This is a genomic window from Neisseria flavescens (assembly GCF_001618065.1).
Classification (GTDB): Bacteria; Pseudomonadota; Gammaproteobacteria; order Burkholderiales; family Neisseriaceae; genus Neisseria; species Neisseria flavescens_A.
The window spans coordinates 1-12,238 of record NZ_LAEI01000004.1; the positions used below are offsets into that span (position 1 = coordinate 1).

At 47.7% G+C, this 12,238-nt stretch carries 9 protein-coding genes; 2 read left to right on the forward strand and 7 right to left on the reverse strand.

Annotated elements, in window-relative coordinates:
- Nucleotides 1-46: 46 nt before the first annotated feature.
- From TW89_RS01420 to TW89_RS01435, 4 genes are all read right to left on the reverse strand, one after another.
- Entirely contained in the window at nucleotides 47-973 is a 927-nt protein-coding gene (locus TW89_RS01420) for a DNA polymerase beta superfamily protein (RefSeq protein WP_283114224.1), read from the reverse strand.
- Nucleotides 974-987: 14 nt separating this feature from the next.
- A complete protein-coding gene (locus tag TW89_RS01425) occupies nucleotides 988-1,746 on the reverse strand; it encodes a nucleotidyltransferase domain-containing protein (protein ID WP_128580317.1) in 759 nt (252 codons plus the stop codon).
- Between the two features lie 91 nt (nucleotides 1,747-1,837).
- Nucleotides 1,838-5,053, reverse strand: coding sequence for a carbamoyl-phosphate synthase large subunit (gene carB / locus TW89_RS01430; protein ID WP_128580318.1), 3,216 nt, complete (start codon nucleotides 5,051-5,053; stop codon nucleotides 1,838-1,840).
- 9 nt (nucleotides 5,054-5,062) lie between these two features.
- Entirely contained in the window at nucleotides 5,063-5,596 is a 534-nt protein-coding gene (locus TW89_RS01435) for a hypothetical protein (protein ID WP_070681324.1), read from the reverse strand.
- Nucleotides 5,597-5,606: 10 nt separating this feature from the next.
- Between TW89_RS01435 and TW89_RS11675 the strand changes: the two genes are divergently transcribed.
- The gene (locus TW89_RS11675) at nucleotides 5,607-5,813 is read left to right on the forward strand and encodes a hypothetical protein (protein ID WP_164836680.1); all 207 of its coding nucleotides are present in this window, start codon (nucleotides 5,607-5,609) and stop codon (nucleotides 5,811-5,813) included.
- 360 nt (nucleotides 5,814-6,173) lie between these two features.
- On the opposite strand, the gene TW89_RS01445 is transcribed toward TW89_RS11675, so the two are convergent.
- From TW89_RS01445 to carA, 3 genes are all read right to left on the reverse strand, one after another.
- Nucleotides 6,174-6,539, reverse strand: coding sequence for an endonuclease domain-containing protein (locus TW89_RS01445; RefSeq protein WP_128580320.1), 366 nt, complete (start codon nucleotides 6,537-6,539; stop codon nucleotides 6,174-6,176).
- Between the two features lie 173 nt (nucleotides 6,540-6,712).
- Nucleotides 6,713-6,970 (reverse strand): SemiSWEET family transporter, encoded by a 258-nt coding sequence (locus TW89_RS01450; protein ID WP_016687622.1) that lies wholly within the window; start codon nucleotides 6,968-6,970, stop codon nucleotides 6,713-6,715.
- Nucleotides 6,971-7,111: 141 nt separating this feature from the next.
- Nucleotides 7,112-8,242 carry a glutamine-hydrolyzing carbamoyl-phosphate synthase small subunit gene (gene carA, locus TW89_RS01455; protein WP_128580321.1) on the reverse strand — a complete coding sequence of 377 codons (1,131 nt, stop codon included), beginning with the start codon at nucleotides 8,240-8,242 and terminating at the stop codon, nucleotides 7,112-7,114.
- A 500-nt stretch (nucleotides 8,243-8,742) separates the two neighbouring features.
- Between carA and pilC the strand changes: the two genes are divergently transcribed.
- Nucleotides 8,743-12,132: a PilC family type IV pilus tip adhesin gene (gene pilC / locus TW89_RS01460; RefSeq protein WP_283114230.1), complete on the forward strand. Its 3,390-nt coding sequence runs from the start codon at nucleotides 8,743-8,745 to the stop codon at nucleotides 12,130-12,132.
- Nucleotides 12,133-12,238: the final 106 nt, after the last annotated feature.

A 12,238-nucleotide genomic window follows, 5' to 3' on the forward strand; every position in this document is an offset into this window, starting at 1 on the left:
CTTTACTTAAGTCAATAGTTCGTTAGCACCGACGCCCGAAACAAGTTCAGTCCGTAAGGAAAAGAACCGCGCTTGATGGCAGCAATTCGTCACGATTGGGACGGCGTGGACGGATTTCGCCATGAAGGGCGAATATCGCGCGCGGTTTCAAGCAGGCGGAAAGTATGCATTCATATTTTTGCATCGTAACCTTGACCGTCGCGCCCTGTGTGCCTTGATAGCGTGTTTCGTTGCGTTCTACCAGCCATTGTTGATAAGAGGCATATTCGCGGCAGTAGCTGCTGTATCCGTCTTGGTTGAAGGATAGATGGGCAAGCGGTGTTTCGCCTTCTGGAATGGGGCTGAGTGAGAGCGTTGTGGCTTTGGGTACAATACCGTGGTAGCCAAGCGTGCCGTCGGCATCGTAAAACAGCGCATAAAGTTCTCGGGCGTGGGCTATTTTGATTAAGCCTACACGCCTTTGCTCCATTCCGCGTTGTGCAAGCCAGTACTGTAACGGTACGGTTTGCTTGCCTTCTATGATGTGGCAGAAATCAAGGATGCTTTTCTTTTCAGACGGCATCGGATTGCTGATTTTTTTATTCAATCCCCGTGCTTTTTTAATTTGTCCGTAGGCATAGCCTGCAAAACTTTGCTGGCAGGTTTTAGAGATAAACCATTTGGTTTTGAACGCATCCATCAATGGCGAACGGTATCGTACACAGTCGGAAGGGGAAGCCAGCAGCTCCAGCGTGTTCGGATTGCTTTGCAGCAGCAATTCGATAAACCGTCCCAGTTCGTAATACACAATATCGTTGGTTTCATTGCTTATTTGCGGGATGTATTCCATGCCGTAAAACATGGATTTGGGCAGGTAAAACACGCCTTTGATGTCGGTATCGGACTTGGGCGTTGCCAAACCGTAGGCACGGCTGCCGGATACGGCTTCAAGCAGAATCAGGTTTTGCGTGTGCAAGTCTTCGAGGGTCAGCATATTCAGACGGCCTTTTACGGATAAATGGTTGCCAAGGTGGAGCGGAACAATTCGTTCAAAGGCCCGCTATCGGCAGGTTCGGCAGCAGGGGCAGATAAGGTAGAAATTTCGTTATATAGGTCAACAGTCAGCTTTTGCAGCTCTGGCGATAATGTGTGCAGATAACTTTCGTCTTGTTCTGCTTTTAATGCAACCAGATCAGTAATTTGGGTAGCACAATCTGTCTGCCACTCATTCATCAACTCAACCAAAGTCATTGGCGGAATACCACCTTGTTTCACCGCCCAGCGTGCCGCCAATAAAGGGCGTAAGACGTAAAACCATTTCTTCAATTTAATCGGCTGCGCCAAATCCATGGCTTTCACAGCATTACCGGCGATACCGCGATAATGGTGCAACAACGCGGCGGCTTGGACGTATTGGGGCGCAAGTTCGTTCAGACGGCCTATGAATGCCTCATCTTGTGTATAAACAATCGGCGAACGCAACCACTCCAGCAATACAGCATTGCTTTTTCTCAACAGGCGCAAAGCCTTGCGGATGTCCCAGCAGCCTACGTCAAACCATTGGTTTTCAATAAATTCAAACGTATCTTTTGCTTCATCAATTTGCAGATAATGTTCCTGCGGACGGATATAAATGGCGCGAACATCATAATCGCTGTCGGGCGAAGCAAAGCCCCATGCGCGGCTTCCGCTCTCCGCCGCCAGCAGAAAATGCAGTGGTTCGGCAAGTGAAATTTGAGTTAGTTTTTCTTGAATAGTTTGTTTCATTACGTTTTCCTTATTTTTACAGAAAGGCCGTCTGAAACTGAGCAATCAGGTTTCAGACGGCCTTTTAACTATTTAAATCCGATAGGATTGATTAGGCTTTGTTTTTCAGACGACCATGCAATTCCTGTACGCTGTACACGCCCAAGTGCTCGCGGCTTTTTGCGCCTTCGCTCATGGCTTCGCCGCCGGCGATGGTGGTGTATTGCGGTACGCGTTGGGTGAGGGAGGTGCGGCGGATGCTGTGGCTGTCGGTAACAGATTGCACTGTGCTGCCGACGGTGTTGACCACCAGTGCGATTTCGCCGTTTTTAATTGCGTCCACGATGTGTGGGCGGCCTTCCTGTACTTTGTTGACCGCTTGCACGATGATGCCGTGTTCTTTCAAGTATTCGGCGGTACCGCGTGTGGCGCAGACACCATAGCCGAGTGCTTGGAAGTTTTGTGCGGTTTTGACGATGAGCGGTTTGTCTTCGTCGCGTACGGCGAGGAACACTTTGCCTGTTGTACTCAAGCGTTCGCCTGCGCCGAGTTGGGCTTTGAAGTAGGCTTCGCCGAAGCTTGCGCCTACGCCCATGACTTCGCCGGTAGAGCGCATTTCAGGGCCGAGAATGGTGTCCACACCTGGGAATTTGATGAATGGGAACACGGCTTCTTTAACGGCGTAGAAGTCTGGGATGACTTCTTTTTCTACGCCTTGCTCTTTCAGCGAAATGCCTGCCATCACGCGTGCGCCGACTTTGGCGAGCGGTACGCCGGTGGCTTTGGATACGAACGGTACGGTACGGCTGGCGCGTGGGTTCACTTCCAGTACGAAGACCACGCCGTCTTGTACGGCAAACTGTACGTTCATCAAGCCGACCACGCCCAGTGCGTATGCCATGGCTTTGGTTTGACGGCGGATTTCGTCTTGAATTTCTTCGTCCAATGAGTATGGAGGCAATGAGCAGCCGGAGTCGCCGGAGTGGATACCTGCTTGTTCGACGTGTTGCATGATGCCGCCGATCACGACATCTTGGCCGTCTGAAACGCAGTCTACGTCCACTTCGATGGCGTTGTTCAAGAAGAAGTCGAGCAATACGGGGCTGTCTTCGGAAACTTGTACGGCTTCGCGCATGTATTTTTGCAACTCTTCGGCAGAGTGAACAATCTGCATGGCGCGGCCGCCGAGTACGTAAGAAGGACGTACAACCAACGGATAACCGATTTCTTCGGCTTTAACGAGGGCTTCTTCTTCGTTGTGGGCGATGCGGTTGGGCGGTTGACGCAGGCCTAAGTCGTTCAATACTTTTTGGAAGCGTTCGCGGTCTTCGGCAGCGTCGATGCTGTCGGCAGATGTGCCGATGATGTTCACGCCGTTTGCCACCAAGGCATTGGCCAATTTGAGCGGGGTTTGGCCGCCGTAATGCACAATCACGCCCCATGGGTTTTCGGTGCGGACGATTTCCAATACGTCTTCCAATGTCAGCGGCTCGAAGTACAGGCGGTCGCTGGTGTCGAAGTCGGTGGATACGGTTTCAGGGTTGCAGTTGACCATGATGGTTTCAAAACCGGATTCGCGCAGGGCAAGCGCGGCGTGAACGCAGCAGTAGTCAAATTCGATACCTTGGCCGATACGGTTTGGACCGCCGCCGAGAATCATCACTTTTTTACGGTCGGAAGGATGGGATTCGCATTCTTCTTCGTAAGTGGAGTAGAGGTAGGCGGTTTCGGTGGCAAACTCGGCGGCACAGGTGTCGACGCGTTTGTAAACCGGATGCAGTTTCAGCGCGTAGCGGTGTTCACGGACTTCTTTTTCGCTTACGTTCAACAATTGTGCCAAACGTTTGTCAGAGAAACCTTTGCGTTTCAGACGGCGTAAAGCGGCATAATCTAAATCTTGCAACTGGCCGTCTGAAACCGATTTTTCTTCTTTCACCAAGTCTTCGATTTGCGCCAAGAACCAAGGATCGATGGCGCAGATTTCGTGGATTTCTTCCAGCGTGAAGCCTGCGCGGAACGCATCGGCTACAAAAAGCATACGCTCAGGGCCGGGGTTGGCCAGTTCGCGGCGGATTTCCGCTTTGTCTTCGCTGCGAGGGTTGAAGCCGCACAAGCCTGTTTCCAAACCGCGCAAGGCTTTTTGGAAGCTTTCTTGAATGGTACGGCCCATTGCCATCACTTCGCCCACAGATTTCATTTGCGTGGTCAGGCGGTCGTCTGCGGCAGGGAATTTTTCAAACGCAAAACGCGGGATTTTGGTCACGACATAGTCGATGGAAGGCTCGAACGACGCAGGGGTGCGACCTCCGGTAATGTCGTTGCGCAACTCGTCCAGCGTAAAGCCGACAGCCAGTTTGGCCGCTACTTTGGCAATCGGGAAGCCCGTTGCTTTAGATGCCAACGCAGAAGAACGGCTTACGCGCGGGTTCATCTCAATCACAATCATCTCGCCATTTTCAGGGTTTACAGCAAACTGCACGTTTGAACCGCCGGTATCCACGCCAATTTCGCGCAACACTGCCAACGAAGCATTACGCATGATTTGGTATTCTTTGTCGGTCAATGTTTGTGCAGGCGCAACAGTGATGGAGTCGCCGGTATGCACGCCCATCGGGTCGAAGTTTTCAATCGAGCAAATGATGATGCAGTTGTCGTTTTTATCGCGTACAACTTCCATCTCGTACTCTTTCCAGCCGAGAACAGACTGCTCAATCAGCAATTCATGCGTAGGCGACGCATCAAAACCGCGTTCGCAAATTGCCAAAAATTCGTCTTTATTGTAGGCAATACCGCCGCCCGAACCACCCATCGTGAAAGAAGGACGAATCAGGGTAGGGAAGCCGACCTGTTCTTGCGCTGCCAAAGCTTCGTTCATGGTGTGGCAGACAAAAGATTTCGGGCAAGACAAACCGATTTTTTCCATCGCTTCTTTAAAGCGGCCGCGGTCTTCCGCCTTGTCAATCGCGTCTTCGGTCGCGCCAATCAGCTCGACGTTGTATTTCGCCAATACGCCGTTGCGCGCCAAATCCAGCGCACAGTTCAAGGCAGTCTGCCCGCCCATTGTGGGCAGAATCGCATCAGGCCGCTCCTTGGCGATAATCTTCTCCACCGTCTGCCACATAATCGGCTCGATGTAGGTAACATCCGCCATTTCAGGGTCGGTCATAATCGTGGCGGGGTTGGAATTCACCAGAATGACTTTATAGCCTTCTTCACGCAAAGCCTTGCAGGCCTGTGCGCCCGAATAGTCAAATTCGCAGGCCTGACCGATAACGATAGGGCCGGCGCCGATGATAAGGATGGATTTTAGGTCGGTACGTTTGGGCATGGTGGGTCTCTATTTGGTTAAGATTAAATCATTTTTATCATATGAAAATGTAATGTTGGGGTACTTTTGTTGTAAAACTTCCCATGACTGATAAGTTTCTAAGAATTGCGCACCCCCATCATTTGGATCGATTTGCACATGCCATATTAAATCATTCCCTGTATATGGATCTAATGTTATGTCATTGTTAAAAAATAAATACCAGTCCATATTTTCATATAAGAATTTATTTATTTCTTTTTCTATTTCCTTATATTTTTTTTCGTTAGTTGAAAAAATATTTTTGAAAGAAAATTTAGTTCTAACAACTAAAATCTCGTTAGAAATTAAATAGTCAATTATTGACCGATAAACTTCCTCTGCAGCATTTACAATAGATGTATTTGTATAATTAATAAGTTGTCCACAAAGTGCAATTATTTTTCCATCTACTACTTTTAAGTCTAGATAACATTGTCCGCCATTATCCCAAAATGCTTTAAAAGGCAATCTTTTTTCGATACCAAAATAGTTTTTCTGGTTCAAGTAAATATCACTAAACATTACTAACTCCTTGGTTAAGTGTAACACAGCTCGTAGCCCGTATGTAGGACGGTACGCATGCACGCGTTCTCCATTTTCCCTGCAACCCCAGCCCACCGCGTGCGTTCCTTGCGGTACACACCCTACCGATGGGTTCAAAGGTCGTCTGAAAAAACGCTTGCAGCGTTTGTTCCATCAGCCTTGCGATAAAGACTACCTGAAAAATTCCTGCTGTTGATGTTTCGGGCATTCTTTTTCAGACGGCCTGCAACGCTTGAATCTGCTGCAACCCGCTCCCTCCCCCGTGGGGGAGGGTGGGGAGAGGGCATTCCCCGAATTGCAGCAATCTTTCCCAACACCTAAATCTCCCAAATACAAGCCTTGCGGCTTGTTGCCCTCTCTCTGGCTCTCTCCCACGGGGAGAGAGGACGGGGCGGCTGTTGAGATTAAAGGTTCTGCAAGGAAAATAGGTTGTGCAGGCTGCTTTTTACTTTTCAGACGGCCTCTATAAATGCTCAATTCAGTCGGTTTATACTCTATTATTTTCAATAATTTAATAAAAATCAGCCATCTGCTACCGTGCAGGCTGCTTTTCCAATTACTGCAACACGCGCAGGATTTCCGCCAGTACATCGTTTGTTTGCTGCAAAATTTCGTGGTTCCAAAAACGTAGCACGGTAAAGCCCCGGCTGTTGAGATATGTCGTCCGCGCGTGGTCGTATGCGGCTTGTTCTGTGTGTTGTCCGCCGTCTGCTTCGACAATCAGCTTGGGCATTATGCACATAAAATCAACAATATAGTTTCCAATCGGCTGCTGGCGACGGAATTTATAGCCGTTCAGACGGCCTGCCCGCAGGTGCTGCCACAATTTTGCTTCCGCCTCGCTCATTTCTTGACGCATGGCTTTGGCGCGTTGGCGCAGGGCGGGGTTGTCGGCGGTCAATAGTTTTTCGGGCGGGTTCATTTTTGTTGTCGGGTTGCTGTTTGTGCAAGCCTTGCGGCTTGCTGCCCTCTCCCTAGCCCTCTCCCACGGGAGAGGGGATGGGGTTGCTGATTGAATTAAATGTTGCGGCAAGACAATCTTTTTTCAGACGACCTTTTGCGTTTTTATTTTGCACAGGCCGTCTGAAAACTTCCTTAAAAGCTGGTGATAAATGTAATCAAGCCCAAAATGATACCGGGTGCGTTTGCCAGCATGACGGGGTAGTCGCGTTTTTCTTTCAAAAAGCCGTAGGCAACCCATAATGTGCAGTTGATGGCGGCGACGAGGGGTTGCAGCGGCGAGCCGGGGTTGCCGGCAAGGTTGTTTTGGATTTGTGGGATATAGGAAACGTACATACCGACGGCGGTTAGGGTGGCGACGACGGATAGAATGCGCATTTGCTTTTCTGTCATGGTTTTTCCTTTCTGATTAGAGGGTTGGGTTTCAGACTGTGTAGATGTTGAGAGAGTGTGTACCTGAATTTATATTTTTTGAGGTTTGGTTTTCAGACGGCCTGTTGTTGAGTTGAGTGTGGCCATCTGAAAAAATCAGCTTTATTGTTTTGCTGCTTTGATATTGTCAATGAATTTGTCGAACAGATAACCGACGTCTTGCGGACCCGGGCTGGCTTCGGGGTGGCCTTGGAAGCAGAACACGGGTTTATCTGTCAGTTCGATGCCTTGCAAAGTGTTGTCGAACAAGGATTTGTGGGTAATGCGTGCGTTGGCGGGCAGGGTGTCGGCATCGACGGCGAAACCGTGGTTTTGGCTGGTGATGATGACTTTGCCGCTGTCCAAATCTTGTACGGGGTGGTTGGCACCGTGATGGCTGAAGCGCATTTTCAGGGTTTTTGCGCCGATTGCAAGGCTGATCAGCTGATGTCCCAAGCAAATGCCAAAAATTGGTTTGCCGCTTTCCATCAGTTTTTGTACGGCTTTGATGGCGTAGTCGCAAGGCTCGGGGTCGCCGGGGCCGTTGGACAGGAATACGCCGTCAGGATTTAGTGCCAACACGTCTTCCGCGCTGGTTTGCGCCGGAACGACAGTCAGGCGGCAGCCGCGTGAGGCAAGCATGCGTAGGATGTTGGTTTTAACGCCGAAATCGTAGGCGACAACGTGGTAAGGCTGTTCGGAAGGGGTAACGAAACCTTTGCCCAATTCCCATTCACCTTCGGTCCATTCGTAAGTTTCTGTGCAGGAAACTTCTTTTGCCAAGTCTTTGCCGACCATGCTGCCGAATGCAGCAATCAGTTCTTGTGCTTTTTCAACCGTGGCATCTGCACCAGTCAAGATTGCACCGCCTTGTGAACCTTTTTCACGCAACAGGGTGGTCAGGCGGCGGGTATCGATGTCGGCGATGGCGACGGTTTTGTTGCGTACCAAATAGTCGTGCAGGCTTTCGGATGCGCGGAAGTTGCTGTGTAAGAGCGGCAAGTCGCGGATAATCAAACCGGCGGCGTAAACGCTACGGCTTTCTTCATCTTCGGTGTTGGTGCCGGTGTTGCCGATATGTGGATAGGTGAGGGTAACGATTTGTTTGCAGTAGGAAGGGTCGGTCAGGATTTCCTGATAGCCGGTCATGGAAGTGTTGAACACGACTTCGCCGGAAGTCGAACCTTCGTAACCGATTGATGTGCCGTGAAATACGCTGCCGTCAGCGAGAACGAGAAGAGCCGGAGTGGTCATGATGGAATCCTGTTTGCCTGATGATGGTCGGTTCGAAAAAAATGGGTCAGGCCGTCTGAAAAATAAAAATTGTTTACAAAAAAGACAGCCTTCGGAAATCTCGGCTAAAAAAAAACACGCTCCGCAGCTTTGATTTTGCTGTGTAACGTGCTTTTTCAGACATAGCGGTCTATGCCGTAGAAGCAGTGTATTTTAAGTCAAAGTAATAGGAATTTCAAGCGTAGAGCAAATAATCGATAATTTAAAAACGTTTTATCTTTACGGTACAGTCTCTTGCTTTTGAAATGCTTGATGAATAAGGCTGAACTAAATATTCAGTCAGGCCGTCTTAAAACTGAGCAGACAGATTGTTTCATTTTTGTTGTGTTTGAAATGCAGGTGTAGGGAAATTCAGCCGAATCAAACATGAAACAGGCTGTTTATGCTAAAATCGTAGCCCCATAAAAAATAAAAACAACGTCATTTTTAGCTGAGATTATCCGATGAAAAAAGAACACATTATGCAAAACGCTCCATCAGGCCGCCATCGCCTCATTCATGCAAGCGTCGCTTCCGCTTTAGCGCTTATCAGCATTTCCGTTCAGGCAAATACGCAGCAATTTGCCCAAACTCCTTTTTACCTGCAAAACAAAACCGACGTCAGCGGTCAACCCAAAGTCAAACACAATATTATGTTTTTGATTGATGACTCGGGCAGTATGCAATGGAATGTGCAAGGTAAGGAAACATCTGTATTGGCTGATAAAAGAATAACGATTACTAAGGAGGCTCTAAAATCGGTATTGAAAGAGTATGGAGAAAAGCAACGATTCCAATGGGGTTTGCAAACCCTGCATAACAATGGTCATACCGACATTCTAGATGAGGAGGGCTTTACTGATAATTGGCAGGACGTTCAAAGGAGGGTAGATCGCATTGATCCCGGCCATGCTACGCCAATCACGCGCCGCTACTATGAAGTAGTTAAAAACTTTGTGATGCCCAACATCAAATACCGTTGTCAGAAGTCTTATGTGATTGTGATGTCGGACGGTGATGCCAATATGAGTTGTAGTAACCAGATTCCAGGTGAAGATCCTCGCTTGTCTCGCAATACTAACTTCAACTACGATAGGGATTATTATTATTCAAACTATTACCGCGATATTGAACGTAGTGCGGGTACGTCTGCATACCAATATTTTGGGCCGTCTGAAGTAAAAGCTTATGAAGATAAACATAGGCAAGGTAAGAAATTTTCAGGAAATGGCCTTGAAGGATATTTTGATCTGCCAAATTATGATCCGAGATCGAATACTCCTGAAGGGGAGAAAAAGTTTCAATGCCAATATACTAACTATCAAAAAAATACTTCAGGGAATTGGATACCTTTAGGCGAAATCATTGTTCCTTATTGGGATAGAAGCTATACAGATCCCGAAACTGGTAAAGTTGAAAAACGCGGTATGCGTTTCTTCAGTCAAACTTTGGCAGAAAAAGACATTAAAACAGCAAAAGACGGTTTAGATGCTGCAGATAAAAGCTGGGATGGTGATCCAAGCGATCCCAAAGGTGTAGATTACAGCAAGCAATTGGTTCAGACTTTTACTGTGGGTTTTGGTGAGGGAGTCTCTGAAGTTGGGCGAGAGTATCTGAAAAATGGTGCGAGCCGTCCAGACTGGTATTTTAATGCTGCGAAAAAAGAAGATTTGCTTAAAGCCTTTAAAACCATTGTCGACAATATTGAAAATGACAGCAAGAATACGAAATTTGAAGGAGTATCTTCAACTGCACCGGCAACGACCAGTACAGGTATTCCCAATATGGCGGCAACGGTTCATTTGAATACCGGCTCTTGGAGCAGTCAGTTGCGGTTTTATAAATTAAAACGCGATGGTACGCCTATCAATACGACAGAGTTTGTTCAGCCATCATTTAATAACCGCCTTACTTTGGTTAATGATGGCAGTAAGACCTATTTCATCAATGAAGTTGTAGATAATGAGGCTGAAAATGCTGATTTTGGCATTTCAGACGGCAGTGCGAAAGATAAGTTGGAATGGAAAAATGCATTGCTGAAATGGACTGGCCGATTAGGTATTGATGAAGCCATTAAAGCGGATGCCGGAGCAAAAGATTATAGCCAGTCTTATCGTGTCCGTCCGACTGACCCTAATGATCCAAATAAAGATGAACGTAATTTAGGCGATATTTTAGACGGTTCGGTTGCGGCTATTGGGGATAAGGATAAAGATAAAGGCAGTCAAGAGTTTTTGGTTGCCGCTGCCAATGACGGCATGGTACATATTTTCCGTCGTAATGATACGTCTGACAATCCTTATGACTTGAAACTCAGCTATATTCCGGCAGGAATGGAGCGCGAGGACGATAAAGGTCAAGCAACAACTTTGGGTAAAGTTCTGAAGGATATTGCTCGTGAGGGCTATGGTTCCACAAAAGAACAACCACACCGATATATGGTCAATGGTGGTTTTGTTCTTCGTCAAACGCCTGATAAGCAAATCTTTATGTTTGGCGCAATGGGTCAAGGCGGACGCGGTGCATATGCGTTGAATATTGGTGAAGTGGCTGACAGTGATCGTAGTAGTAGTTGGAATACGACTGTACCTTTGTTTGAAACAAAAAAAGGCTCTGACAATAAGCTGGGTTATACCATTGGTTCGACACAAATCGGCCGTGTTTCCATCAAACGCGATACCACTCCGGTCAATCTGGAATCGAATGTGCGTTATGCGGGCTTCTTGGCTAGCGGCTATCGTACTGAAGATGTGAACAGTGCTGACAATGAAACGGCTTTATATGTCTATGATATGACAGGGAAAGAGGCAGGGACGAAAAATACTGGCACTAATGTTTCTTTTTCTAAAGAAGCCGGCAAGCTCTTGCGCAGAATTCCTGTACACGATGGCAAAGGTGGCCTCTCTACCCCCACTTTGGTGGACACCGATTTTGACGGTATTGTCGATATTGCCTATGCAGGCGACCGTTACGGTAATATGTTCCGCTTCGACTTGAGTGGTGAAACACCGTCTGAATGGTCGGCACAAATGATTTTCCAAGGCTCGGGTAATCAACCGATTACGTCTGCGCCTGCGGTCTCCCGTCGCGGTAAAGACAAGTATGTCGTTATTTTTGGTACGGGTAGCGAGATTTATCAGAATGAACTAGAAGGTACCAACGGACAAATCAATGCCGTTTATGGTATTTACGACGATGTGTCTACTGATGAATCTAAAAAAGCGGTTTTGGCAAACAGCAGTGAGTTGGAACAGCAAACCAGAGAAAGTGACGGCGAACACATTTATGTCAGCGACAATAAAGTTGGTGAAGGCAAAAAAGGCTGGAGTCTGACTTTAGATCCGAATGAACGTGTGACTGTCAAGCCGACGATGATTTTGCGTACAGCTGTTCTGACCATCCGCAAGTATGAAAGCAAAACAATTCATACTGATTCTTCCAGTACCGATGTTTGTTTGCCGGACAGTACGTCCACACAAACGACAGCGAAAACGATTATTCTAGGCGTAAATGCCGAAAACGGCGGTCGTTTGGGCTTGCGTGATGCTCGTATCTCCAGCAAGGATCGTACGTTTATCAAACGTGAAAATAATGGCCAGATTTATTACGCCAACGGTATGACTTTTGATGGCGTTATCAACTTTACTTATATGAATTCCAGCAAAGCCGACGATTCTCCGGTAACTGCCGATGGCGATAGCGGCGGCACGGGTACGGATAAGGAGTTGAACGCTACGCCGAGCGTGCCAAACAATAAATGTTTTGCAACCAAAGGCGATCGCAGTCTCTTGTCTAACCAGCTGGTCAGCCTGGAAGTACAAGGCCGTACATGCGGACTCAAACGCATCAGCTGGCGTGAATTGTTCTTTTAATCGGTAAGGCTTGAATATCGAGGTCGTCTGAATGTTTCAGACGGCCTTTTCTGTTGAGTGGTAGTAATTGAGAGATACTGGATTAAAAAATGGAAAACTTTGTTTA

Excerpts from the sequence above, each read along its gene's own strand:
- TW89_RS01420 (WP_283114224.1), bottom strand. The coding sequence starts at position 973 with ATGCTGACCCTCGAAGACTTGCACACGCAAAACCTGATTCTGCTTGAA.
- TW89_RS01425 (WP_128580317.1), bottom strand. The coding sequence starts at position 1,746 with ATGAAACAAACTATTCAAGAAAAACTAACTCAAATTTCACTTGCCGAA.
- carB (WP_128580318.1), bottom strand. The coding sequence starts at position 5,053 with ATGCCCAAACGTACCGACCTAAAATCCATCCTTATCATCGGCGCCGGC.
- TW89_RS01435 (WP_070681324.1), bottom strand. The coding sequence starts at position 5,596 with ATGTTTAGTGATATTTACTTGAACCAGAAAAACTATTTTGGTATCGAA.
- TW89_RS01445 (WP_128580320.1), bottom strand. The coding sequence starts at position 6,539 with ATGAACCCGCCCGAAAAACTATTGACCGCCGACAACCCCGCCCTGCGC.
- TW89_RS01450 (WP_016687622.1), bottom strand. The coding sequence starts at position 6,970 with ATGACAGAAAAGCAAATGCGCATTCTATCCGTCGTCGCCACCCTAACC.
- carA (WP_128580321.1), bottom strand. The coding sequence starts at position 8,242 with ATGACCACTCCGGCTCTTCTCGTTCTCGCTGACGGCAGCGTATTTCAC.
- pilC (WP_283114230.1), top strand. The coding sequence starts at position 8,743 with ATGCAAAACGCTCCATCAGGCCGCCATCGCCTCATTCATGCAAGCGTC.